The sequence below is a fragment of the Curtobacterium sp. MCLR17_032 genome, assembly GCF_003234795.2.
Taxonomy (GTDB): domain Bacteria; phylum Actinomycetota; class Actinomycetes; order Actinomycetales; family Microbacteriaceae; genus Curtobacterium.
Genome location: NZ_CP126268.1, coordinates 3,350,399 through 3,371,625, shown reverse-complemented (window position 1 = coordinate 3,371,625; position 21,227 = coordinate 3,350,399). Strand labels below are relative to the sequence as shown.

29 protein-coding genes are annotated in these 21,227 nt (G+C 69.7%); 26 read left to right on the top strand and 3 right to left on the bottom strand.

The annotated features are described in order from the left end of the window. Window positions 1-8: 8 nt before the first annotated feature. The 18 genes from rpsS to map all read left to right on the top strand — a co-directional run bounded on the left by rpsS (window position 9) and on the right by map (window position 9,824). Window positions 9-290: a 30S ribosomal protein S19 gene (gene rpsS, locus DEI97_RS16000; protein ID WP_017885529.1), complete on the top strand. Its 282-nt coding sequence runs from the start codon at window positions 9-11 to the stop codon at window positions 288-290. A 25-nt stretch (window positions 291-315) separates the two neighbouring features. Continuing rightward, window positions 316-708 (top strand): 50S ribosomal protein L22, encoded by a 393-nt coding sequence (gene rplV, locus DEI97_RS15995; protein ID WP_110903567.1) that lies wholly within the window; start codon window positions 316-318, stop codon window positions 706-708. After that, the gene (gene rpsC / locus DEI97_RS15990; RefSeq protein ID WP_111073936.1) at window positions 708-1,520 is read left to right on the top strand and encodes a 30S ribosomal protein S3; all 813 of its coding nucleotides are present in this window, start codon (window positions 708-710) and stop codon (window positions 1,518-1,520) included. Before rplV ends, rpsC begins: the two co-directional genes overlap by 1 nt. 2 nt (window positions 1,521-1,522) lie before the next feature. Next, window positions 1,523-1,942 carry a 50S ribosomal protein L16 gene (rplP, locus tag DEI97_RS15985; RefSeq protein ID WP_111073935.1) on the top strand — a complete coding sequence of 140 codons (420 nt, stop codon included), beginning with the start codon at window positions 1,523-1,525 and terminating at the stop codon, window positions 1,940-1,942. Next, complete coding sequence (rpmC, locus tag DEI97_RS15980) at window positions 1,942-2,262, top strand: 50S ribosomal protein L29 (protein ID WP_110903564.1); 321 nt, start codon at window positions 1,942-1,944, stop codon at window positions 2,260-2,262. Before rplP ends, rpmC begins: the two co-directional genes overlap by 1 nt. After that, window positions 2,262-2,546, top strand: coding sequence for a 30S ribosomal protein S17 (gene rpsQ / locus DEI97_RS15975; protein ID WP_111073934.1), 285 nt, complete (start codon window positions 2,262-2,264; stop codon window positions 2,544-2,546). Before rpmC ends, rpsQ begins: the two co-directional genes overlap by 1 nt. Before the next feature lie 31 nt (window positions 2,547-2,577). Next, window positions 2,578-2,946, top strand: a complete 369-nt coding sequence (gene rplN, locus DEI97_RS15970) for a 50S ribosomal protein L14 (protein ID WP_110903562.1) — start codon at window positions 2,578-2,580, stop codon at window positions 2,944-2,946. Window positions 2,947-2,949: 3 nt separating this feature from the next. Continuing rightward, a complete protein-coding gene (rplX, locus tag DEI97_RS15965) occupies window positions 2,950-3,303 on the top strand; it encodes a 50S ribosomal protein L24 (protein ID WP_111073933.1) in 354 nt (117 codons plus the stop codon). Continuing rightward, window positions 3,303-3,893, top strand: coding sequence for a 50S ribosomal protein L5 (gene rplE / locus DEI97_RS15960; RefSeq protein ID WP_111073932.1), 591 nt, complete (start codon window positions 3,303-3,305; stop codon window positions 3,891-3,893). Before rplX ends, rplE begins: the two co-directional genes overlap by 1 nt. A gap of 158 nt (window positions 3,894-4,051) precedes the next feature. Further along, window positions 4,052-4,450 carry a 30S ribosomal protein S8 gene (gene rpsH, locus DEI97_RS15955; RefSeq protein WP_111073931.1) on the top strand — a complete coding sequence of 133 codons (399 nt, stop codon included), beginning with the start codon at window positions 4,052-4,054 and terminating at the stop codon, window positions 4,448-4,450. Between the two features lie 6 nt (window positions 4,451-4,456). Then, window positions 4,457-4,993, top strand: a complete 537-nt coding sequence (rplF, locus tag DEI97_RS15950) for a 50S ribosomal protein L6 (protein WP_111073930.1) — start codon at window positions 4,457-4,459, stop codon at window positions 4,991-4,993. A 2-nt stretch (window positions 4,994-4,995) separates the two neighbouring features. Further along, the gene (gene rplR, locus DEI97_RS15945; protein ID WP_110824233.1) at window positions 4,996-5,373 is read left to right on the top strand and encodes a 50S ribosomal protein L18; all 378 of its coding nucleotides are present in this window, start codon (window positions 4,996-4,998) and stop codon (window positions 5,371-5,373) included. Next, window positions 5,370-6,245 (top strand): 30S ribosomal protein S5, encoded by an 876-nt coding sequence (rpsE, locus tag DEI97_RS15940; protein WP_111073929.1) that lies wholly within the window; start codon window positions 5,370-5,372, stop codon window positions 6,243-6,245. The genes rplR and rpsE overlap by 4 nt, the downstream gene beginning before the upstream one ends. Next, window positions 6,245-6,430: a 50S ribosomal protein L30 gene (gene rpmD, locus DEI97_RS15935; protein WP_022906355.1), complete on the top strand. Its 186-nt coding sequence runs from the start codon at window positions 6,245-6,247 to the stop codon at window positions 6,428-6,430. The genes rpsE and rpmD overlap by 1 nt, the downstream gene beginning before the upstream one ends. Next, the gene (rplO, locus tag DEI97_RS15930; protein WP_110903556.1) at window positions 6,427-6,891 is read left to right on the top strand and encodes a 50S ribosomal protein L15; all 465 of its coding nucleotides are present in this window, start codon (window positions 6,427-6,429) and stop codon (window positions 6,889-6,891) included. The genes rpmD and rplO overlap by 4 nt, the downstream gene beginning before the upstream one ends. Before the next feature lie 178 nt (window positions 6,892-7,069). Then, window positions 7,070-8,392, top strand: a complete 1,323-nt coding sequence (gene secY, locus DEI97_RS15925) for a preprotein translocase subunit SecY (RefSeq protein WP_110824231.1) — start codon at window positions 7,070-7,072, stop codon at window positions 8,390-8,392. Next, complete coding sequence (locus tag DEI97_RS15920) at window positions 8,389-8,979, top strand: adenylate kinase (RefSeq protein WP_111073928.1); 591 nt, start codon at window positions 8,389-8,391, stop codon at window positions 8,977-8,979. The genes secY and DEI97_RS15920 overlap by 4 nt, the downstream gene beginning before the upstream one ends. Window positions 8,980-9,044: 65 nt before the next feature. Further along, a complete protein-coding gene (map, locus tag DEI97_RS15915) occupies window positions 9,045-9,824 on the top strand; it encodes a type I methionyl aminopeptidase (protein WP_374107127.1) in 780 nt (259 codons plus the stop codon). Window positions 9,825-9,949: 125 nt separating this feature from the next. Here map and DEI97_RS15910 read toward each other — a convergent pair whose 3' ends face one another. Further along, window positions 9,950-11,224 (bottom strand): LCP family protein, encoded by a 1,275-nt coding sequence (locus DEI97_RS15910; RefSeq protein ID WP_111073926.1) that lies wholly within the window; start codon window positions 11,222-11,224, stop codon window positions 9,950-9,952. Window positions 11,225-11,534: 310 nt separating this feature from the next. On the opposite strand from DEI97_RS15910, the gene infA reads away from it, so the two are divergent. From infA to DEI97_RS15870, 8 genes are all read left to right on the top strand, one after another. Beyond that, the gene (gene infA, locus DEI97_RS15905) at window positions 11,535-11,756 is read left to right on the top strand and encodes a translation initiation factor IF-1 (RefSeq protein ID WP_017885509.1); all 222 of its coding nucleotides are present in this window, start codon (window positions 11,535-11,537) and stop codon (window positions 11,754-11,756) included. A gap of 70 nt (window positions 11,757-11,826) precedes the next feature. Continuing rightward, entirely contained in the window at window positions 11,827-11,943 is a 117-nt protein-coding gene (rpmJ, locus tag DEI97_RS15900; protein ID WP_111073925.1) for a 50S ribosomal protein L36, read from the top strand. Between the two features lie 226 nt (window positions 11,944-12,169). Further along, on the top strand, window positions 12,170-12,544 hold the full coding sequence (gene rpsM, locus DEI97_RS15895; protein WP_110903552.1) for a 30S ribosomal protein S13: 375 nt from the start codon (window positions 12,170-12,172) through the stop codon (window positions 12,542-12,544). A gap of 9 nt (window positions 12,545-12,553) precedes the next feature. Then, window positions 12,554-12,952 (top strand): 30S ribosomal protein S11, encoded by a 399-nt coding sequence (gene rpsK / locus DEI97_RS15890; RefSeq protein WP_110824227.1) that lies wholly within the window; start codon window positions 12,554-12,556, stop codon window positions 12,950-12,952. A gap of 188 nt (window positions 12,953-13,140) precedes the next feature. Continuing rightward, complete coding sequence (locus DEI97_RS15885; RefSeq protein ID WP_110824226.1) at window positions 13,141-14,136, top strand: DNA-directed RNA polymerase subunit alpha; 996 nt, start codon at window positions 13,141-13,143, stop codon at window positions 14,134-14,136. 64 nt (window positions 14,137-14,200) lie between these two features. Further along, window positions 14,201-14,773, top strand: coding sequence for a 50S ribosomal protein L17 (gene rplQ, locus DEI97_RS15880; protein ID WP_111073924.1), 573 nt, complete (start codon window positions 14,201-14,203; stop codon window positions 14,771-14,773). Window positions 14,774-14,936: 163 nt separating this feature from the next. Next, on the top strand, window positions 14,937-16,037 hold the full coding sequence (locus DEI97_RS15875; protein ID WP_111073923.1) for an aromatic acid exporter family protein: 1,101 nt from the start codon (window positions 14,937-14,939) through the stop codon (window positions 16,035-16,037). Between the two features lie 53 nt (window positions 16,038-16,090). After that, complete coding sequence (locus DEI97_RS15870) at window positions 16,091-19,414, top strand: AfsR/SARP family transcriptional regulator (RefSeq protein WP_111073922.1); 3,324 nt, start codon at window positions 16,091-16,093, stop codon at window positions 19,412-19,414. Here DEI97_RS15870 and DEI97_RS15865 read toward each other — a convergent pair. Further along, complete coding sequence (locus tag DEI97_RS15865) at window positions 19,383-20,228, bottom strand: ABC transporter permease (RefSeq protein WP_111073921.1); 846 nt, start codon at window positions 20,226-20,228, stop codon at window positions 19,383-19,385. The genes DEI97_RS15870 and DEI97_RS15865 overlap by 32 nt on opposite strands. Further along, a complete protein-coding gene (locus DEI97_RS15860) occupies window positions 20,225-21,226 on the bottom strand; it encodes an ATP-binding cassette domain-containing protein (RefSeq protein ID WP_111073920.1) in 1,002 nt (333 codons plus the stop codon). The genes DEI97_RS15865 and DEI97_RS15860 overlap by 4 nt, the downstream gene beginning before the upstream one ends. Window position 21,227: the final 1 nt, after the last annotated feature.

Genomic DNA, 21,227 nt, shown 5'->3' with positions numbered 1-21,227 from the left:
TTCCGAAGATGCCACGCAGTCTGAAGAAGGGCCCCTTCGTCGACGAGCACCTGCTCCGCAAGGTCGTCACGCAGAACGAGGCCAACACCAAGAACGTGATCCGCACGTGGTCGCGGCGGTCGATGATCGTCCCGAACATGCTCGGTCACACCATCGCCGTGCACGACGGCCGGAAGCACATCCCGGTCTTCGTCACCGAGTCGATGGTCGGTCACAAGCTCGGCGAGTTCGCGCCGACCCGCACCTTCCGCGGCCACGTGAAGGACGACAAGAAGGGCCGTCGCCGCTAACGCGGCGACGCAGAGGAGGAACGAAATGGTGGAGTCGATCGCACGCGTGCGACACATCCGCGTCACGCCTCAGAAGGCCCGTCGCGTCATCCAGCTGATCCGCGGCAAGCAGGCCCACGAGGCGCTCGCCATCCTGAAGTTCGCCCCCCAGGGCGCTTCCGAGCCCGTGTACAAGCTGGTCGCCTCGGCGATCGCGAACGCACGGGTCAAGGCGGACTCGACGAACAGCTTCCTCGACGAGCGCGACCTCTACGTGAGCAGCGTCTTCGTCGACGAGGGCACGACCCTGAAGCGGTTCCAGCCGCGCGCCCAGGGCCGCGCCTTCCGCATCAACAAGCGCACGAGCCACATCACGGTCGTCCTCGCGACGCCGGATGAGGCCGAGGCCGCCGCGACGAGCAAGAAGGCGAGCAAGTAATGGGCCAGAAGGTCAACCCGTACGGCTTCCGTCTCGGGATCACGACGGACCACATCTCCCACTGGTTCGCCGACAGCACGAAGAAGGGTCAGCGTTACGCCGACTTCGTGGCCGAGGACGTCAAGATCCGTCAGTTCCTGACGAAGAGCCTCGACCGCGCGGGCGTTGCCCGCATCGAGCTGGAGCGCACCCGTGACCGCGTCCGCGTGGACATCCACACGGCGCGCCCGGGCATCGTCATCGGTCGCCGCGGCGCCGAGGCGGAGCGCATCCGGAGCGAGCTCGAGAAGCTCACCAAGAAGCAGATCCAGCTCAACATCCTCGAGGTCAAGAACCCCGAGACCGAGGCCCAGCTCGTCGCGCAGGGCATCGCCGAGCAGCTCTCCGCTCGTGTCGCGTTCCGTCGCGCCATGCGCAAGGGCCTGCAGGGTGCACAGCGCGCCGGCGCCAAGGGTGTCCGCATCCAGGTGTCGGGCCGCCTCGGTGGCGCCGAGATGTCCCGCTCGGAGTTCTACCGCGAGGGCCGCGTGCCCCTGCACACCCTCCGCGCGAACATCGACTACGGCTTCTACGAGGCTCGGACCACCTTCGGTCGTATCGGCGTGAAGGTCTGGATCTACAAGGGCGACATCACGAACAAGGAGCTCGCTCGCGAGCAGGCGAACCAGCGTTCGTCGCGCCCGGAGCGTCGTGGCGGCGGCAACGACCGTCGTGGCGGCGGCCCCCGTGGCGACCGCAACGAGCGCGGTGGCGACCGTCGCGAGCAGCAGGCCCCGCAGGACGCGCCGGCCGGCGCAGGAGTTGAGGCGTAACCATGCTTATCCCCCGTCGAGTCAAGCACCGCAAGCAGCACCACCCGAAGCGTTCGGGCCAGGCGACCGGTGGCACGAAGGTGTCCTTCGGTGAGTACGGAATCCAGGCGCTCACCCCGGCCTACGTGACCAACCGTCAGATCGAGTCCGCTCGTATCGCCATGACGCGTCACATCAAGCGTGGCGGCAAGGTGTGGATCAACATCTACCCGGACCGCCCGCTGACCAAGAAGCCGGCTGAGACCCGAATGGGTTCCGGTAAGGGTTCGCCCGAGTGGTGGGTCGCCAACGTCAAGCCGGGTCGCGTGCTCTTCGAGCTCGCCGGTGTGAGCGACGAGGTCGCTCGCGAGGCACTGACCCGTGCAATTCACAAGCTGCCCCTCAAGGCACGCATCATCAAGCGCGAGGAGGGCGACGCATAATGGCGATCGGTTCCAAGGAGCTCCGTCCGACGGAGCTCGACACGTTCGAGAACGAGCGTCTCGCTGACGAGCTGAAGAAGGCCAAGGAGGAGCTGTTCAACCTCCGCTTCCAGTCGGCCACCGGCCAGCTGGAGAGCCACGGCCGTCTCCGTGCCGTCAAGCGCGACATCGCGCGCATCTACACCGTGCTCCGTGAGCGCGAGCTCGGCATCCGTGCCACGCCCGCGCCCGTCGAGACCGCCCCGAAGGCCAAGAAGTCGTCGAAGAAGGCCGAGAAGCCGGCTGAGTCGACCGAGGCCGCGACCGCCGAGGAGAACTGATGGCCACCGAAGAGAAGGACTCCGCCGCCGTCACCCGCGGCTACCGCAAGACCCGTCGTGGCTACGTCACGAGCGACAAGATGGACAAGACGATCGTCGTCGAGGTCGAGGACCGCGTGAAGCACCCCCTCTACGGCAAGGTCATCCGTCGCACGTCGAAGGTCAAGGCCCACGACGAGCAGGGTTCCGCCGGTGTCGGCGACCTGGTCGTCATCAGCGAGACCCGTCCCCTCAGCGCCACGAAGCGCTGGCGCCTGGTCGAGATCCTCGAGAAGGCCAAGTAGGCCTCGGCCCGCTTCGGAACAGGAGACAACAGTGATTCAGCAGGAATCCCGCCTGAAGGTGGCTGACAACACGGGCGCCAAGGAGATCCTCACCATCCGTGTTCTCGGCGGCTCGGGTCGTCGCTACGCCGGCCTCGGTGACGTCATCGTCGCCACGGTGAAGGACGCCATCCCCGGCGGCAACGTGAAGAAGGGTGACGTCGTCAAGGCGGTCATCGTTCGCACCAAGAAGGAGACCCGTCGTGCCGACGGCTCCTACATCAAGTTCGACGAGAACGCGGCAGTGATCCTCAAGGCTGACGGCGACCCGCGCGGAACCCGTATCTTCGGGCCGATCGGTCGCGAGCTCCGTGACAAGAAGTTCATGAAGATCATCTCGCTCGCGCCGGAGGTGCTGTAAGCCATGGCGAACATCAAGAAGGGTGACCTGGTCCAGGTCATCACCGGTGCCACGCAGGAGCGTGGCGGCGACCGCGGCAAGCAGGGCAAGGTCATCGAGGTCCGCGGCGACCGTCTGGTCGTCGAGGGCATCAACTTCGTGACCAAGCACGTCCGCGTCGGTCAGACCCAGCGCGGCTCGAAGACCGGTGGCATCGAGCAGCACGAAGCTCCGATCCACGTGTCGAACGTCGCGATCGTCGACCCGAAGACCAAGAAGCCGACCCGCGTCGGCTTCCGCAACGAAGAGGTGGAGAAGGACGGCGTCACCAAGACCGTCCGCGTCCGCTACGCCAAGAAGTCTGGTGAGAAGCTCTGATGACCGACACGACTGCCGCGACTGCTGAGAAAGTTCAGCCGCGCCTGAAGCAGAAGTACCGCAACGAGATCAAGGCGGCCCTGACCGAGCAGTTCGGTTACGGGAACGTCAACCAGGTCCCCGGCCTGGTCAAGGTCGTCGTCAACACCGGTGTCGGTGAGGCCGCTCGCGACTCGAAGATCATCGAAGGTGCCATCAAGGACCTCACGGCGATCACGGGTCAGAAGCCCCAGGTCACGCTGGCCCGCAAGTCCATCGCGCAGTTCAAGCTGCGTGAGGGCCAGGCCATCGGCGCACACGTCACCCTCCGCGGTGACCGTGCGTGGGAGTTCCTGGATCGCCTGCTGTCGCTGGCGCTCCCGCGCATCCGCGACTTCCGTGGTCTGAGCGACCGCCAGTTCGACGGCAACGGCAACTACACCTTCGGTCTCTCGGAGCAGAGCGTGTTCCACGAGATCGACCAGGACCGCATCGACCGCGTTCGTGGCTTCGACATCACTGTCGTCACCACCGCGAAGACGGACGACGAAGGCCGCGCGCTGCTCCGTCAGCTCGGCTTCCCGTTCCGTTCGGGCGAGCAGACGGTCTAAGCTACTCCGGGCGGTGCGGGCCGGAGGAGTTCATCTCCTCCGGCCCGCACGCACGAAGTCACACCGATCCCGGGGAACCGCCCTGGGATCACATCGATCGTCGAGGTCGGCACTCGTGGAACGGGTGATCGAAACCGGACGAAGAACGGATACGCATCATGACGATGACTGATCCGGTCGCAGACATGCTGACCAGATTGCGGAACGCGAACTCGGCGCACCACGACGCCGTCTCGCTTCCGAGCTCCAAGCTCAAGCAGACCATCGCTGACATCCTCAAGCGTGAGGGTTTCATCAGCGAGTGGAAGGTCGAGGACGCCCGCGTCGGGCAGACCCTGACCATCGAACTCAAGTACGGCCCCGATCGCGAGCGTTCGATCGTCGGCATCAAGCGCGTCTCGAAGCCGGGCCTCCGTGTCTACGCGAAGTCGACCGAGCTGCCCCGTGTCCTCGGTGGCCTCGGCGTGGCGATCCTGTCGACCTCCTCGGGGCTCCTGACCGACCGCGAAGCCGAGCAGAAGGGCGTGGGTGGGGAAGTCCTCGCCTACGTTTGGTGATCGATCATGTCTCGTATCGGACGTCTCCCCATCGACATCCCGGCCGGAGCGACCGTCTCGGTCGACGGCCAGAACGTCGCCGTCAAGGGCCCGAAGGGCGAGCTCACGCTCGTCATCGCTGAGCCCATCCAGGCCACCGTCGAGGACAACCAGGTCCTCGTCAGCCGCCCGGACGACGAGCGTTCCTCCCGCGCGCTGCACGGCCTCACCCGGTCGCTCATCGCGAACCAGATCATCGGCGTCACCCAGGGCTACTCCAAGGGCCTCGAGGTCGTCGGGACCGGTTACCGCGTCGCCGCCAAGGGCAGCGACCTCGAGTTCGCGCTCGGGTACTCCCACCCGATCACGGTCAACCCGCCGGCAGGCATCAGCTTCGCCGTCGAGGGCAACAACAAGGTCACCGTGAACGGCATCGACAAGCAGCTCGTCGGTGAGGTCGCGGCCAACATCCGCAAGCTGCGCAAGCCCGAGCCCTACAAGGGCAAGGGTGTCCGCTACGCCGGCGAGATCGTGCGCCGCAAGGCCGGAAAGTCAGGTAAGTGATCATGGCCATCGGAACTCGTACTCGAGGCAAGAGCAAGGCGGCAGCCAAGGCCCGCCGCCACAACCGTCTCCGGAAGAAGATCACCGGGACCGAGACCCGTCCCCGCCTCGCCGTCACCCGGTCGTCACGTCACGTGTTCGTCCAGGTCATCGACGACGCGAAGGGTCACACCCTCGCCAGCGCATCGACGATGGAGGCCGACCTCCGCTCGTTCGACGGCGACAAGACCGCCAAGGCCCGTCGTGTCGGCGAGCTCGTCGCCGAGCGTGCGAAGTCGGCTGGCGTCGAGGCCGTGGTCTTCGACCGCGGTGGTAGCAAGTACGCCGGTCGCGTCGCCGCGATCGCCGACGGTGCCCGTGAAGGAGGGCTGAACCTGTGAGCGACATCGCGAACACCAACGACGACGCCGAGGTCAAGGCCGAGGCCACGACCGACGCCGAGGTCGACACGACCGCTGCGGCGCCGACCGAGGCGGACACCGCCACGGAGAGCACCGACGCTGCCGAGACGACTGACGCAGACGCCAAGGCCCCCGCGGCCAAGGAGCCTGAGGTCCCCGTCGTCGAGCGTCCCGTCGAGACTGCGGCGGGTTCGGCTTCGAACAACCGCGACTCCGTCGACAACCGTGGCCGCCGTGGTGGCGGCAGCGGTGGCGGCCGTGACCGCCAGCAGGGTGGCCGCGGCGGCAACGACCGGAGCGGGCGAGGTGGCGACAGCCAGTTCCTCGAGCGCGTCGTCACCATCAACCGCGTCTCCAAGGTCGTCAAGGGTGGTCGTCGCTTCAGCTTCACCGCTCTCGTCGTCGTCGGTGACGGCAACGGTCTGGTGGGCGTCGGCTACGGCAAGGCCCGCGAGGTCCCGACCGCCATCTCGAAGGGCGTCGAAGAGGCCAAGAAGAACTTCTTCCGCGTCCCCCGCGTCGGCAACACGATCCCGCACCCGGTGCAGGGTGAGGCCGCCGCTGGCGTCGTCCTCCTGCGTCCGGCCGCGGCCGGTACCGGTGTCATCGCCGGTGGTCCGGTCCGCGCCGTACTCGAGTGCGCCGGCATCCACGACGTCCTGAGCAAGTCGCTCGGCTCGTCGAACACCATCAACATCGTGCACGCCACGGTCGAGGCCCTCAAGCAGCTCGAGGAGCCCCGCGCCGTCGCAGCACGTCGTGGCCTCCCCGTCGACCACGTCGTGCCGGCTCGCCTGCTGAAGGCCGAAGCAGCTGCGCGTACCGCCGCGAACGAGAAGGCAGGTGCCTGATGGCCATGCTGAAGATCACGCAGACGAAGTCCGTCATCAGCGAGAAGCAGTACCAGCGCGACACGCTCCGCAGCCTGGGTCTCAAGCGCATCGGCCGTACGGTCCTGCGTGAGGACAATGCCCAGAACCGCGGGTACGTCGCAACGGTGGCGCACCTCGTGAAGGTCGAGGAGGTCGACGCATGAGCGACGAGAAGAACGAGCGCGTCCAGATCCTGAAGGTGCACCACCTTCGTCCGGCCGCTGGCTCGAAGAAGGACCGCACCCGTGTCGGTCGCGGTGAGGGCTCGAAGGGCAAGACCGCCGGCCGTGGTACCAAGGGCCAGAAGGCTCGTTACCAGGTCAAGGTCGGCTTCGAGGGTGGGCAGATGCCGCTGCACATGCGCACCCCGAAGCTCCGCGGGTTCAAGAACCCGTTCCGTGTCGAGTACCAGCCCGTGAACCTGGACAAGATCGCGGAGCTCTACCCGAACGGTGGCGACGTCACCGTCGCGGACCTGGTCGCCAAGGGCGCCGTCCGCAAGAACGAGAAGGTCAAGGTTCTCGGTCAGGGTGACATCAGCGTGAAGCTCACGGTCACGGTCGACAAGGTCTCGGCATCCGCCGAGGAGAAGATCGTGGCGGCGGGCGGCACCGTCACCAAGTAGTCCCCCGTCGGCGGCCCGCGCATTGCGCGCGGGCCGCCGTTACGGTTTCCTTGATGGCAGGCCCGACAAGACGGCGTCGTTCGACGTGCGTCAACGGGCCACGGGGTCGGCGCTTCCGGCCACGGGCACCTCGCCCGGCTCGACCGGCCAGACCGGTCACAGAAGTTCGGAGTAACTCGTGTTCAGAGCGGTCGCGCGCATCATGCGCACCCCAGATCTTCGCAAGAAGATCGGCTTCACCCTGGCGATCATCGCGCTGTTCCGCCTGGGCTCGTACATCCCCGCACCGTTCGTCGACTACGCCAGCGTCCAGGCCTGCCTGGCGTCCGCGTCGTCGTCCGGCGGCCTCTACGACCTGATCAACCTGTTCTCCGGCGGGGCACTGCTGAAGCTCTCGGTCTTCGCGCTCGGGATCATGCCGTACATCACGTCGTCGATCATCGTGCAGCTGCTGCGCGTGGTCATCCCGCACTTCGACTCCCTCTACAAGGAGGGCCAGTCCGGTCAGGCCAAGCTGACGCAGTACACGCGCTACCTCACCATCGCGCTGGGCGTGCTGCAGTCCACCACCCTGATCACCGTCGCCCGCTCGGGCGCGCTGTTCGGCACGAGCGCCTCGGCGTCCTGCACGTCGATCATCTCGAACGACAGCTGGTACGCGATCCTGCTGATGGTCATCACCCTGACCGCCGGTACCGGCCTCATCATGTGGATGGGCGAGCTCGTCACCGAGCGCGGCATCGGCAACGGCATGTCGCTCCTCATCTTCACCTCGATCGCCGCGCAGTTCCCCTCCGCGCTCTGGGCCATCGAGCAGTCGCAGTCCTTCGAGCTCTTCCTCTTCGTGATCCTTGTCGGACTGGTGATCATGATGGCCGTCGTGTTCGTCGAGCAGTCGCAACGACGGATCCCGGTGCAGTACGCCAAGCGCATGGTCGGGCGGCGGACCTACGGCGGCAACAACACCTACATCCCGATCAAGGTGAACATGGCCGGCGTCGTGCCCGTCATCTTCGCGTCGTCGCTGCTCTACCTGCCGGCGCTGATCGCCCAGTTCAACCAGCCCTCGGACGGTTCTGCGCCGGCCCCGTGGGTGACCTGGATCCAGAGCAACCTGACCTCGGGTGACAACTGGTTCTACATGGTCCTGTACTTCCTGCTCATCGTCGGTTTCACGTACTTCTACGTCGCGATCACCTTCAACCCCGAAGAGGTCGCCGACAACATGAAGAAGTACGGCGGGTTCATCCCGGGCATCCGTGCCGGACGCCCGACCGCCGAGTACCTCGACTACGTCCTGACCCGGGTCACGCTGCCCGGTGCGCTGTACCTCGGTCTCATCGCCCTCATCCCGCTCGCAGCACTGGCGCTGTTCGGCGCGAACCAGAACTTCCCGTTCGGCGGTGCCAGCATCCTGATCATCGTGGGTGTCGGTCTCGAGACGGTGAAGCAGATCGACTCGCAGCTGCAGCAGCGTCACTACGAAGGGCTTCTCCGTTGAGCGCACGTCTCATCATCGTCGGACCTCCCGGAGCCGGTAAGGGCACGCAGGCCGGCCGGATCGCCACGTCGTTCGGCGTGCCGGCGATCTCGACCGGGGACATCTTCCGGAAGAACGTCTCGGAGGGCACGCCCCTCGGACAGCGGGCCAAGGCGATCATGGACGCGGGGGAGTACGTCCCCGACGACCTGACGAACGAACTGGTGCGCGACCGCCTGGCCGAGCCGGACGCCGCACAGGGCTTCCTGCTCGACGGCTATCCGCGGACGCCCGCTCAGGTGGAGTACCTGGACGGGCTGCTCGCCGAGCAGGGCACCGGGATCGACGCCGTCGTGCAGTTGGTTGCCGACCAGGACGCCCTGGTCGGTCGGCTCATGAACCGTGCGAGCGAACAGGGTCGCGCGGACGACAACGAGCAGACCATCCGTCGGCGCCAGCAGGTGTACCAGGAGCAGACCGCGCCGCTCGTCGCCGTGTACCAGCAGCGTGGACTGGTCGTGGACGTCGACGGCCTCGGCGGCGTCGACGAGGTCGGTGACCGGATCGCTGCGGCACTGTCCGCCCGCGGTCTCGCCGCCTCGGTCTGACCAGGCAGTCCGTGTCTCGCTTCCGGAAGCCCTCGATCTACAAGACCCCCGAGGAGCTCCGCGCCATGGTGCGGCCCGGGCTCCTCACGGCACAGGCGCTCGAGGCCGTGCGTGCCGCGATCCGGCCGGGCATCACCACGGGTGAGCTCGACGCGATCGCCGAGCAGACGATCCGCGACGGCGGCGGTGTGCCGAACTTCCAGTTGGTGCCCGGCTACCGCCACACCCTGTGCGTGTCGGTGAACGACGAGATCGTGCACGGCATCCCGGGTGACCGCGTGCTCGAACCCGGCGACATCGTCTCGGTCGACGCCGGTGCCGAGGTGGACGGATGGAACGGCGACAGCGCCTTCAGCACCGTCGTCCCCGGCGGCGACGCGGACACGACGGCGGCCCGCCAGAAGCTGTGCGACACCACGGAGCGGTCGCTCTGGCACGGGGTCGCCGCGCTGGCGCACGCGAAGAACCTGCACGAGGTCGGTGCGGCGGTCGAGGACGCCATCGACGAGACCGGCGAGTGGGGCATCGTCGAGGACTTCACCGGTCACGGCATCGGTCGTTCGATGCACGAGGAACCGCCGGTCTTCAACTACCGCGTCCGCGGCGCGGGTCCCGCCGTCAAGCCCGGCCTGGCCGTCGCGATCGAGCCGATGGTGACCGCCGGCACGATCGACAGCTCGACGGACGCCGACGAGTGGACGGTGCGTACGCTCGACGGGTCCGACGCCGCGCACTGGGAGCACAGCGTCGCGGTGCACGCGGGCGGCATCTGGGTCCTGACGGCCGCCGACGGCGGTGCAGCGGCGCTCGAGCCGCTGGGCGTGACCCCGGTCCCCGTCCCGTAGCGCTCCGAGCGGAGCAGGCCGGCCCGTGCCAGCGCACCACCCGCATGACGGGAGGCCCGTCGCCAGCTGGCAACGGGCCTCCCGTCATGTCGTGGCCCGGCCACGTCGTCGCCGCGAGACGACGGTCAGTTCCCCACCGAGCAGGTCTGTTCGGCTGCGCTCTGCCCGGTGATCGACGACGGCAGCGGCGTCGAGGACGGGCTGCTCGTCGTCGTGGTCTCCGGAGCCGGTGTGCTGGACTCGGAGGTCGCCGCGGAGGAGGAGCCCGCCGGGGTGGACGGAGCGGACGTCGGCGACGGACTCGCGGTGCCGGACGACTCCCGGGACGCACGGCCCGTCGAGGAGTCGCTCAGCGACGTCCGCTCGTCCGTCTGCAGGGCCACGTTGAGGGCATGGGCGTTCGTCTCGTCCACGACCACCCGGGCCGGGTCGGCGGGGTCGTCGACGACCGGGTACTGCACGAAGAGCATGCTCGACGTGCTCATGCCGCGCAGGGTGGAGGCGAGTCCGACGAGGGTCCGGGTCTGGGCGAGGCCGTCCGACAGGGTCATGTTCGACAGTGCGGCACCGGCCAGTTTGTAGAGCGTGAGCGGGTTCGAGAGCGTGCCGTTCGACGTCACCTGACGGAGGAGTGCCGACAGGAACACCTGTTGCGAGCTGATCCGGGCCAGGTCGCTGCCGTCACCGACGCCGTGCCGGGACCGCAGGAAGGCGAGTGCGTCCGTGCCCTGCAGCGAGTGCGCGCCGGCGCTGAGGTGCAGCCCGGTGAAGGAGTCGTCGATCGGGGACGCCACGCAGACGTCGACCCCGCCGAGGGCGTTCGACATCTCGATGACGCCGTCGAAGGTGATGAGTCCGGCGTAGGGGACGGTCAGGCCGGTGAGGTTCTCGACGGTGTCGACGACGCACGAGACGCCGCCGTTGCCGAGCGCGGTGTTGAACTGCGCGGATGCCGCTGCGGGGTAGGTGGTGCCGGTCTCCGGGTTGGTGCACGCCGGGATCGGGACCATGAGGTCACGGGGGAAGCTGACGGCGGTGAGCTGCTGGTGGTCCTCGGAGACGTGCACGAGCATCGTGACGTCGTTGCGGGCACCCTCGACGTCTTCGTCGGAATCGAACTGTCCGACGCGGGTGTCACTGCCGATGAGCAGGATGTTCGCGCCGCCCTTGATGGCGGTGATGTCGGCGGTCTTCGCGGTGCTCTGGTCATCGGTGCTCAGCGGCACGGTCCTGGTCGAGGTGGCGAGCTGCGCGGCGGCGATCGTGGCGACGCTGGTGCCGCTGACCAGGACCACCGCGGCGGCTGCGGCTACGACGGTGAGCAGGGTCGTCCACCCGCGTCGGCGGGGGAGTCGACCGTGGCGCGCGACGGGGCGCGGGCGGCCGGGGGCGTCGGGCACGGGTGTCCTCCTTCGATCAGGGCTCCGGTCACCGTACGGCTCCGGGCTCCGTGTCGACGACGGGGAAGGCATGAGGTCGCTGTGGAACGGCGTCCCTGCGCACCGCGGAGCGCGCTCCGTCCCCTGCACTGGGGTGCTCCTCGGGCTCCGGACGGGCCCCCGACTCGCGGAAGGTCGAACCAGCACTTGGCAATCCGCCGTCTACCACATAAGATCGATCTTTGGTGTGCCATGCCTTCTGGCGTGGCGCCCGAACCCGCAGACCGGCTCGGGGATCACACCGGTAATCCAACCAAGCGACAGTGAGGCTATGGCCAAGAAAGACGGCGTCATCGAGATCGAAGGCTCGGTGCTCGAAGCTCTGCCCAACGCGATGTTCCGCGTTGAGCTGACCAACGGACACAAGGTCCTCGCGCACATCTCCGGGAAGATGCGCCAGCACTACATCCGCATCCTCCCTGAGGACCGCGTGATCGTCGAGCTGAGCCCGTACGACCTGACCCGCGGCCGGATCGTCTACCGCTACAAGTGATCCGCGAGCTGGAAAGGAACGGCAAGGCGAACCCGCCGAGCACGAAGCCAGCGAGCACGAGGAACGAACAATGAAGGTCAACCCCAGCGTCAAGGTCATCTGCGAGCACTGCCGCGTCATCCGCCGCAAGGGCCGCGTCATGGTGATCTGCAAGAGCAACCCGCGTCACAAGCAGCGCCAGGGCTAGTCCCTGACGGACCAGCGAGAGCTGCTCCGGAACGGACTCCGGTCCGCCTGCACGACCGGGGCCGCCAGTCGCGAGACTGCCAGCGGCTCGAGCACGACCCACAACTGAACATCGACAACGCAGTGTCAGATCCCGTCCGCATCAGCGGGTGGGGGACACCTCGGGTCGGAGGCCCGGGCACCGGCACTGCGCCACACCTCCATCGACAACAGGAGCAGCCAGCACAATGGCACGTCTAGCAGGCGTCGACATCCCGCGCGAGAAGCGCGTGGAGATCGCACTCACCTACATCTACGGGGTCGGCCGTACCCGCGCCGTCCAGACGCTCGCGGAGACCGGCATCTCCGGCGACATCCGCGTCAAGGACCTCACCGACGACCAGCTCGTCGCCCTCCGCGACTTCATCGAGGGCACCTTCAAGGTGGAGGGTGACCTCCGCCGTGAGGTCGCCGCCGACATCCGCCGCAAGGTCGAGATCGGTAGCTACGAGGGTCTCCGCCACCGTCGCGGTCTCCCGGTGCGCGGTCAGCGCACCAAGACGAACGCTCGTACCCGCAAGGGTCCGAAGCGCACCGTGGCAGGCAAGAAGAAGGCTCGATAGGAGATCACGATGGCTACCCCCAAGACCGCCGCGCGCAAGCCGCGCCGCAAGGAGAAGAAGAACGTCGCTGTGGGCCAGGCCCACATCAAGAGCACGTTCAACAACACCATCGTCAGCATCACCGACCCGTCGGGTGCCGTCCTCAGCTGGGCGTCCTCCGGGGCCGTCGGCTTCAAGGGCTCGCGCAAGTCGACGCCGTTCGCGGCGCAGCTCGCCGCCGAGTCGGCTGCTCGTCAGGCAGCGGAGCACGGCGTCAAGAAGGTCGACGTCTTCGTCAAGGGGCCGGGTTCCGGTCGTGAGACGGCGATCCGTTCGCTCCAGGCCGCTGGCCTCGAGGTCGGTTCGATCAACGACGTGACGCCGCAGGCGCACAACGGGTGCCGCCCGCCGAAGCGCCGCCGCGTCTGACGCGAGGAGCAACAGGCCGTTCCCCGCTCGTTCCCTGACCGGGACGAGTGGGGGCGGCCATTCCTGGTCGTTCGATCGCGCACTCCTGTGCGCGTGATCACAACTGAAACAGACCCGTCGGGGCCCGGCCGGCCCCGTCGTACCGCCAAGTGTCATATAGCGGACACTTCGCCGAAAGGAATTCCACAGTGCTCATTGCACAGCGCCCCACCCTGAACGAGGAGTCCATCTCCGAATTCCGCTCGCGCTTCGTCATCGAACCGCTCGAGCCGGGCTTCGGGTACACCCTCGGCAACTCGCTGCGCCGCACGCTCCTCTCGTCCATCCCCGGTGCTGCAGTCACGAGCATCCGAATCGACGGTGTCCTCCACGAGTTCAGCACCGTTCCCGGTGTCAAGGAAGACGTCACCGAGATCATCCTGAACATCAAGAGCCTGGTCGTCTCCAGCGAGCACGACGAGCCGATCACCGCCTACCTGCGCAAGCAGGGTGCCGGTCAGGTCACCGCCGCGGACATCTCCGCGCCGGCCGGTGTCGAGATCCACAACCCGGACCTCGTCATCGCGACCCTGAACGACTCCGCCCGCTTCGAGCTGGAACTGACGATCGAGCGTGGCCGCGGCTACGTCTCGGCGACCCAGAACCGCTCGGAGTTCAGCGAGGCCGGTCAGATCCCGATCGACTCGATCTACTCGCCCGTGCTCAAGGTCACCTACCGCGTCGAGGCGACGCGTGCCGGTGAGCGCACGGACTTCGACCGCCTGGTCGTCGACGTCGAGTCGAAGCCCGCGATCACGCCGCGCGACGCCATCGCGTCGGCCGGTCGCACGCTCGTCGAGCTGTTCGGGCTCGCCCGCGAGCTCAACACGGCAGCTGAAGGCATCGAGATCGGCCCCGCGCCGGTCGACGCCGTGCTGTCGAACGAGCTGCAGACGCCGATCGAGGACCTCGACCTGTCGGTCCGTAGCTACAACTGCCTGAAGCGCGAGGGCATCAACACGGTGTCCGAGCTCGTCGCCCTCTCGGAGACGCAGCTCATGAACATCCGCAACTTCGGCCAGAAGTCGGTGGACGAGGTCAAGGACAAGCTCACCGAGCTCGGCCTGTCCCTCAAGGACACCGTCCCCGGATTCGATGGTGCCCACTTCTACAGCGGGTACGACGAGGACGAGTCCAGCAACTGACCTCGCGCTGACGCGCACGCGCTCCTGACACGGGGCGCACCACCATCACCACTGGAGAACTGACATGCCGAAGCCCACCAAGGGCCCCCGCCTCGGTGGCGGTCCCGCCCACGAGCGCCTGCTCCTGAGCAACCTCGCCAACGCCCTGTTCACGCACGGCCGCATCACCACCACCGAGACGAAGGCCAAGCGCCTCCGCCCGGTCGCCGAGCGCCTCATCACGTTCGCGAAGCGTGGCGACCTGCACGCTCGTCGTCGTGTGATCGCAGCCCTGCGCGACAAGACCGTCGTGCACACGCTGTTCACGGAGATCGCGCCGCAGGTGGCCGACCGCCAGGGCGGTTACACCCGCATCACGAAGCTCGGCTTCCGCAAGGGCGACAACGCTCCCCTCGCCTCGATCGAGCTCGTCCTCGAGCCCGTCTCGAGCACGCCGGCTCCGGTCTCGCGCAAGGCTGCTCCGGCCGCCGCTGCGCCGGCCGCGACGGAGACCGACACCACGGAGGCCCCGGTCGACGAGACCGAGACCACCGAGGAGTCGACCCCGGTCGCCGAGGAGACCACGACCGACGCTGCTGCCGAGGTCGAGGCCGACGCCGCTGCCAAGTCGGACGACGCCGCGGACTCGTCCAAGTAGTCGCACCGCACCACCAGGAGGGCCCTCGCAGCGCAGGCTGCGGGGGCCCTCCTGCATGCCCAGGGGTCCCCGCCGCCCCGACAGGCCCGCCCCGTCAGGCCTGACCCGGAGGCGCGACCAGCGGCCGCCGCGTACCGTGTCGGCCGACGAGATGAGAGCACCCATGCAGTTCCAGCACATCGCCGGGGTCGGTACGCGCGTCTGGCGGTGGAGTCGGAGTTCCGGCACGCAGCCGCGCCTGCTCCACGCCGCCAAGGCCGCCGCTGCCGCAGCCCTGGCGTGGGTCCTCGCCCGGCACGTCCCCGGCGTCGCGTCCGACTACCCGTACTACGCCCCGCTCGGCGCCGTGGTCGCGATGCAGACGACGGTGTTCGCGGGCCTCCGGAGCGGCGTGCAGACCCTAATCGGCATCGCACTGGGCATCGCGGTGGCGGCGTTCACGATGCGGGTGGGGGACCCCGGTGTCCTCGCGGTCGCGCTGGCGGTCGGGGTCGGCGTGCTCGTCGGCGGGTTCCGGATCCTCGGCGAGGGCAGCTCGTGGGTGTCGACGGCAGCGCTGTTCGTGCTGCTCGTCGGGGGTGCGCACGCCGAGGGGTACTCGCTCGGCTACCTCGTGCAGATGGCCGTCGGGGTGGTCGTCGGCCTGCTGGTGAACTTCCTGGTGTTCCCGCCGCTGCGCTTCTGGGACGCCGAGCGCCGCATCGACCAGGTGAACGGCGTGCTGGCCGAGCACCTCGACGGCTTGGCGGACGTCCTGGAGCAGGGCGAGCGGGACGAGCGGGCCTGGGACCGGGCGCAGGACCGGCTGGACCGGGCGATCGCCGACGTCCGCAGCCGGGTGTCGATCGCGCAGGAGAGCCGGCGCATCAACCCCCGCGGGGCGCTCCGCGGTTCACGGGCACGGCTGCAGCACGACGGGTCGCGCTTCCGGGCGCTCGAGCGGGTCGCCTGGTACACGACGGACCTCACCGAGCTCGTGGCCCGGTCGGGTCCGGTGTCGTCGAACCTCGGTCGGCCGGACGAGGCGTTCACGGAACCCCTCACGACGGCGATCCGGCAGGTCGCGGCGATGGTGCGCGGCGACCACCCGCCCGAGGAGGGCGACCGGGCGATCTCGGAACTCGAAGAGGCACTCGACGCCTCCCGCGAGAACCCGTCCGACGTGGCGGTGACGTCGTCGGCGCTGGTCTCGCTCCGGGGGATCGTCGAGTCCGAGCGTCGGGCGACGCAGGACGTCGACACCGAGACCGGACCGTCGACCTGACGGGCTCGCCCTGACCGGCTGGCCCTGACGGACCCCGCGCCTAGACTCCTCACGTGTCCGCGCCGCGCATCGCCGTCCTCGGTCCGGTGCTCGCCGAGGACCCCACCGGGGCGCTCGTGCCGCTGCCCGGGGCACTGGCACGCACCTTCCTCACTGCGCTCGTGCTGGCCGGTGGTCGTGCCGTGACCACCGGGTCGCTCATCGAGGACCTGTGGGGCGACGCGCCGCCGAAGGGCGCCCGAGCGGCCCTGCAGACGCTCGTCTCGCGCCTCCGCCGCGCGACCGCCGACGGGATCGTCGTCTCGACCGCCGCCGGGTACGCCCTCGGGGTGGATGCCGACGCGACGGACCTGGGGGCGGCCGAACGGACGCTCGACGGCCCCCCGGACGCATCCGGGGACGCCGCGGCGCTCCGTGCAGCGCTGGACCGCTGGCGCGGTGAGCCCGGCGGTGACCTCGAGGGTCCGGTCGGGACGGCACTCGCCGACCGCGCGAGCGCGGTCCGACGCGACCTCCGTCGTCGACTGGCCACGGTCCTCCAGTCCGAGGGCGACCCCGACGCCGCCGCGGCCCTCTGGCGCGACGAGGCTGCGGCCGACCCCTTCGACGAGGCCGCCGTCGCCGGCCTGGTGCGTGCCCTCGCCGCCGGCGGCCAGTCGGCGGAGGCGCTCGCCGTCTTCGCCGCGCACCGCGACCGGCTGTCCGACGAACTGGGCGCCGACCCCTCGGCCGACCTGGTCCGACTGAACGCCGACGTGCTCCGGAGCGCCGGACCCGCCAGCGGCTCGGTCCGTCGGGTCGGGCTGCGGGCCGCCCCGAACACACTCATCGGACGGGAGGCCGACCTCGCCGCCGTCACGCGCCTCCTGTCCGACGCACGGCTGGTGACGATCCTCGGAGCCGGTGGACTCGGCAAGACCCGACTGGCCCAGGCTGCGGCGGCGACCGTGCCGGCGGCCTGCGGGGTCGTCGTCGTCGAGCTCGCACCGCTCACCACCGGCGAGGACGTCGTCCCCGCGATCGGCGCGCTGCTGGGGCTCGCCGAGGTGCGCAGTGCGCGGAGCCTCCGGGACGCGGTGATCGCCGACCTGCGCACCCGGGTGGTCCGGGCGCTCGGCGAGGAACCCACGCTGCTCGTGCTCGACAACTGCGAGCACATCCTCGAGCCGGTCGCCGCGTTCGCCGCGGACCTGCTCGCGGTGCTGCCCGGACTGCGGATCCTGACGACCTCGCGCGCGCCGCTCGCGGTCGCCGGCGAGGTCGTCGCGCCGCTGGCACCGCTGCCCGTCGAGGCCGACGGGGCAGCCGTCCGCCTGTTCACCGACCGGGCACGGGCCGCTCGTCCGGGGGCGGTGCTGCCGGTCGACGCGGTCCGCCGGATCTGCGCCCGGCTGGACGGCTCACCGCTGGCGATCGAACTCGCCGCCGCCCGGATCCGGGGGATGAGCGTCGACGAGATCGAGCGACGACTCGACGACCGCTTCGCGTTGCTCCGGGGTGGCGACCGGTCGGCGCCCGAGCGACACCGGACCCTGCTGGCGGTGATCGAGTGGAGCTGGCGGCTGCTCGACGCCGGTGCCCGGGACCTGCTGACCCGCCTCGCGCTGTTCCCGGACGGCCTGTCCGTCGACGCCGTCGAAGCGGTCGCCACACCCGAGCGGCTGCACGACGCCCTCGACGACCTGGCGGAACTGGTCGAGCAGTCCCTCGTGCAACTCGTCGAGCAGGAGGGGGAGCCGGTCCGCTACCGCCTGCTCGAGACCGTCCGCGAGTTCGGTGCCGCACGACTCGAGGAGTCCGGGGCGACCGCCGACGTCCGCGCCGCGATGACGCTGTGGGCCTGCCGGACCGCCGCCGGGCACGACCTGTTCATCGTCCGGACCACGGACCAGGTCGCCCGCTTCCGGGTCCTGGAACGCGAGGCCGACAACCTCGTCACGATGCTGCGGTGGGCCCTCCGCGCCGGGGACCCGGTCGCGGTCGCCCCGCTCTTCTCGGCGCTCGCCGGGTACTGGTCGTTCCGCGGGGCGCACGGCGAGGTCGCGGCCATCGCACCGGACGTCGTCGCGGTGCTCCGGACGCTGGGACCTGGCGGCGGCGACCCGGCGAACGCGCTCGCGAGCGACCCGGGCGTCCGCACCGCGGCGGTCCTCGGCCTCGTCATCGCCTGCGCGACGGCCGCCTTCACGGACCGCCGTACCTCGGTCCGTGCCCGCGCGGCGCTCCGCCGCCTCCGTCGGACGGGCGTGACCGGCGTGCCCGTGGTCGACGCGCAGGCCGAACTGCTGCTCACCCTCGGGCGTCGGAGCGTCGGTGAGGCCGCACTGACCCGGCTCCGCGAGGACCCGGACGCCGGCGTGGCGTGCCTGGCACACCTGCTCAGTGCCCCGCTGACCGAGAACGACGGCGAGCTCGAACGCGCCCTGGGCTTCGCGACCCGTGCGCGGGTGCTCGCCGAGCAGGCCGGGGACGTCTGGACCTCGGGCACCGCGGCCGTCTCGGTCACGCAGCTCGCCGGACAGCTCGGTCGGCACGAGCAGGCGCTCGACGCAGCCGACGCGGCCCGTGCGCGACTCGAGCAGTTCGGCGCCGAGGACGACCTGATCGAGGTGGGGTGGAGCGTCGGGCTGAGTGCCGCGGCGACCGGGGACGTCGAGCGCGCCCGGACGCTGGCCACCGAACTCGCCGCGCTGCCGGCGTCGCCCGGCGTCGGGCCGGTCGGCGGACCGGGCGGCGGCCCCGGCGGCGAACGTGCGCAGATGGCGTTGCTCGCGCACGCAGTGCGCGCCGAGGTCGCGCGCGCCGAGGGCGACCCGGTCCGTGCGGTCGGGGAGTACCGACGGGCGTGGGACGGCGTGCTGCCGCACCGACGTGCGGCGAGCCAGTGGGTGATGATCGTCGGTGCCGCCCTGCTGGCGGCGCAGGACGAGACGGCGGCGGGCGAGGCGGCGGCTGGCCGGTCCGCCGGGGCCGGGACGGGCCTCCAGGACGGCCGGGAGGCCCGTGCGGACGTCGCCCGACAGGTCCGGGTGCGCGCCCTGGTCGCCCTCCGCACCCCGGCACTGTGGAACGACTTGCCGGTGGTGGGGACGGCCGTCCTCGGCGCCGCACTCGAGGCGATCAGCCGCGGTGCCGACGCGCCCACCCCCGCCCTCGTCGCCGCAGCCTGGGGCAGCGCGCTCCGGCTCGGTGCACGGCAGGACTTCGCCGTCCTCGGCCACCGACGCCTCCGGCCGCTGGTGGTCGCCGCGGTCGGCGAGGCACTCGTTGCGGACGCCGAGACGGCCTCGGCCGGGACGTCCCGGGCCGAGGCCGTCGCTGCCGCGCGTGCGGTGCTCGAGGCGATCAGGCCTTCCGCATGTACGCCCGGACGGTGAGCGGGGCGAACACCGCGACGATGACCGCTGCGCCGAGCAGGCTCAGCCACAGGTCACCGCCGACCGTGCCGTGGTTGACCAGGTCGCGGACGGCCGTGATGAGGTGCGAGACCGGGTTCACGTCGGAGAACCAGTGCAGCCAGTCCGGCAGGGTGTCCGCGGGGACGAACGCGTTCGACAGGAACGTCAGCGGGAAGAGCACCAGGTTCGAGATGCCGGAGACACTCGACGCCGTCCGGGCAATCACGCCGAAGTAGGCGAAGACCCAGCTGATCGCCCAGGCCACGACGACCACGAGCAGGCCGGCGAGGAGCACCGCACCGATCCCGCCCGCGGGACGGAGCCCCATGATGAAGCCGACCGTGAACGTGATCGTGGTGGCGATCGCGTAGCGGACGGTGTCGGCGAGCAGGGCACCGGCGAGCGGGGCGATGCGGGCGATCGGCAGGGACCGGAAGCGGTCGAACACGCCCTTGTCCATGTCCTCGCGGAGCTGCACGCCGGTGACGATCGACGACGTGATGTTCGTCTGCACGAGGATGCCCGGGATGATGATCGGCAGGTAGCTGCTGACGTCGCCCGCGATCGCGCCACCGAAGATGTACGTGAACATCACGGTGAAGACGATCGGCATGAGCGTCACGTCGAACAGCTGCTCCGGTGTGCGCCGGACCTTGATGAGCCCGCGGTACGCCATCGTCAGCGACTGCCGGACGGTCGCGGCCAGGCCGGAACCGCCGACGCCCGGCCGCGGGGTGATGCGCGGTGCGCCGGACGTGGCCGAGGTCAGGTCGGGGGTGGTGAGCGTGGTCATGCGTTGCTCCCTTCGAGCGTGCGGTCGGCGGGCGCGGACGCGTCGGCGCCCACCCCTTCGCCGGTGATGGTGAGGAACACCTCGTCGAGCGTCGGCTTCTGCACGCTCATCTCGGTGAGGGAGATGCCGGCGTCCCGGAAGGACACCAGCAGGTCCGTGACACGGTCCGGGTCCGCCATCGGCGCGGTGAGCCGGGAGCCCTCGGGACTCGCGACCGCCGCGGTGCCGAGCACGCGGAGCACCAGGTCGGACGCCTCGGCCAGACGTGCCGGGGTGGAGTCGGCCAGCCGGAGCTGCAGCGACGCGGTGCCGATCGAGGCCTTGAGCTCGTCGCTCGTGCCCTCGGCCACCACCCGTCCGTGGTCGATCACCGCGATCCGGTCCGCGAGCTGGTCGGCCTCGTCCAGGTACTGCGTCGTCAGCAGGACGGTCGACCCGGTCGCGACGAGCTCCCGGATGGTGTCCCACATCTGCGCCCGGGTCCGCGGGTCGAGGCCCGTCGTCGGCTCGTCGAGGAAGATCAGCGGCGGCTGCGCGATGAGGCTCGCCGCCAGGTCCAGCCGACGGCGCATGCCACCGGAGAACCCGCGGAGCGGTCGTCGCGCGGCCTCGCTCAACCCGAAGCGCTCGAGCAGCTCGGTCGACTTCCGCTTCGCCTCGGTCCGTGACAACCCGAGCAGCCGGCCGAAGACGACGAGGTTCTCGGTGGCGCTCAGGGTCTCGTCGACGCTGGCGTACTGGCCGGTCACGCCGATGAGCTGGCGCACCACGTGGGGCTCCCGGCGGACGTCGTGGCCGAACACCCGCGCCTCGCCGCCGTCCAGGCGGAGCAGGGTCGCGAGCATGCTGATGGTGGTGGTCTTGCCGGCGCCGTTCGGTCCGAGCACCCCGTAGACCGTGCCGGCCTCCACGCGGAGGTCGACCCCGTCCACGGCCCGGTTGCTGCCGAACGTCTTCACGAGGCCAGTGGCCTCCACCGCGAGGGGTGTCGTGGTCATC

Coding starts and splice junctions, on each gene's coding strand:
- rpsS (WP_017885529.1), top strand. CDS start 9: ATGCCACGCAGTCTGAAGAAGGGCCCCTTCGTCGACGAGCACCTGCTC.
- rplV (WP_110903567.1), top strand. CDS start 316: ATGGTGGAGTCGATCGCACGCGTGCGACACATCCGCGTCACGCCTCAG.
- rpsC (WP_111073936.1), top strand. CDS start 708: ATGGGCCAGAAGGTCAACCCGTACGGCTTCCGTCTCGGGATCACGACG.
- rplP (WP_111073935.1), top strand. CDS start 1,523: ATGCTTATCCCCCGTCGAGTCAAGCACCGCAAGCAGCACCACCCGAAG.
- rpmC (WP_110903564.1), top strand. CDS start 1,942: ATGGCGATCGGTTCCAAGGAGCTCCGTCCGACGGAGCTCGACACGTTC.
- rpsQ (WP_111073934.1), top strand. CDS start 2,262: ATGGCCACCGAAGAGAAGGACTCCGCCGCCGTCACCCGCGGCTACCGC.
- rplX (WP_111073933.1), top strand. CDS start 2,950: ATGGCGAACATCAAGAAGGGTGACCTGGTCCAGGTCATCACCGGTGCC.
- rplE (WP_111073932.1), top strand. CDS start 3,303: ATGACCGACACGACTGCCGCGACTGCTGAGAAAGTTCAGCCGCGCCTG.
- rpsH (WP_111073931.1), top strand. CDS start 4,052: ATGACGATGACTGATCCGGTCGCAGACATGCTGACCAGATTGCGGAAC.
- rplF (WP_111073930.1), top strand. CDS start 4,457: ATGTCTCGTATCGGACGTCTCCCCATCGACATCCCGGCCGGAGCGACC.
- rplR (WP_110824233.1), top strand. CDS start 4,996: ATGGCCATCGGAACTCGTACTCGAGGCAAGAGCAAGGCGGCAGCCAAG.
- rpmD (WP_022906355.1), top strand. CDS start 6,245: ATGGCCATGCTGAAGATCACGCAGACGAAGTCCGTCATCAGCGAGAAG.
- rplO (WP_110903556.1), top strand. CDS start 6,427: ATGAGCGACGAGAAGAACGAGCGCGTCCAGATCCTGAAGGTGCACCAC.
- map (WP_374107127.1), top strand. CDS start 9,045: ATGGTGCGGCCCGGGCTCCTCACGGCACAGGCGCTCGAGGCCGTGCGT.
- infA (WP_017885509.1), top strand. CDS start 11,535: ATGGCCAAGAAAGACGGCGTCATCGAGATCGAAGGCTCGGTGCTCGAA.
- rpmJ (WP_111073925.1), top strand. CDS start 11,827: ATGAAGGTCAACCCCAGCGTCAAGGTCATCTGCGAGCACTGCCGCGTC.
- rpsM (WP_110903552.1), top strand. CDS start 12,170: ATGGCACGTCTAGCAGGCGTCGACATCCCGCGCGAGAAGCGCGTGGAG.
- rpsK (WP_110824227.1), top strand. CDS start 12,554: ATGGCTACCCCCAAGACCGCCGCGCGCAAGCCGCGCCGCAAGGAGAAG.
- rplQ (WP_111073924.1), top strand. CDS start 14,201: ATGCCGAAGCCCACCAAGGGCCCCCGCCTCGGTGGCGGTCCCGCCCAC.
- DEI97_RS15875 (WP_111073923.1), top strand. CDS start 14,937: ATGCAGTTCCAGCACATCGCCGGGGTCGGTACGCGCGTCTGGCGGTGG.
- DEI97_RS15865 (WP_111073921.1), bottom strand. CDS start 20,228: ATGACCACGCTCACCACCCCCGACCTGACCTCGGCCACGTCCGGCGCA.
- DEI97_RS15860 (WP_111073920.1), bottom strand. CDS start 21,226: ATGACCACGACACCCCTCGCGGTGGAGGCCACTGGCCTCGTGAAGACG.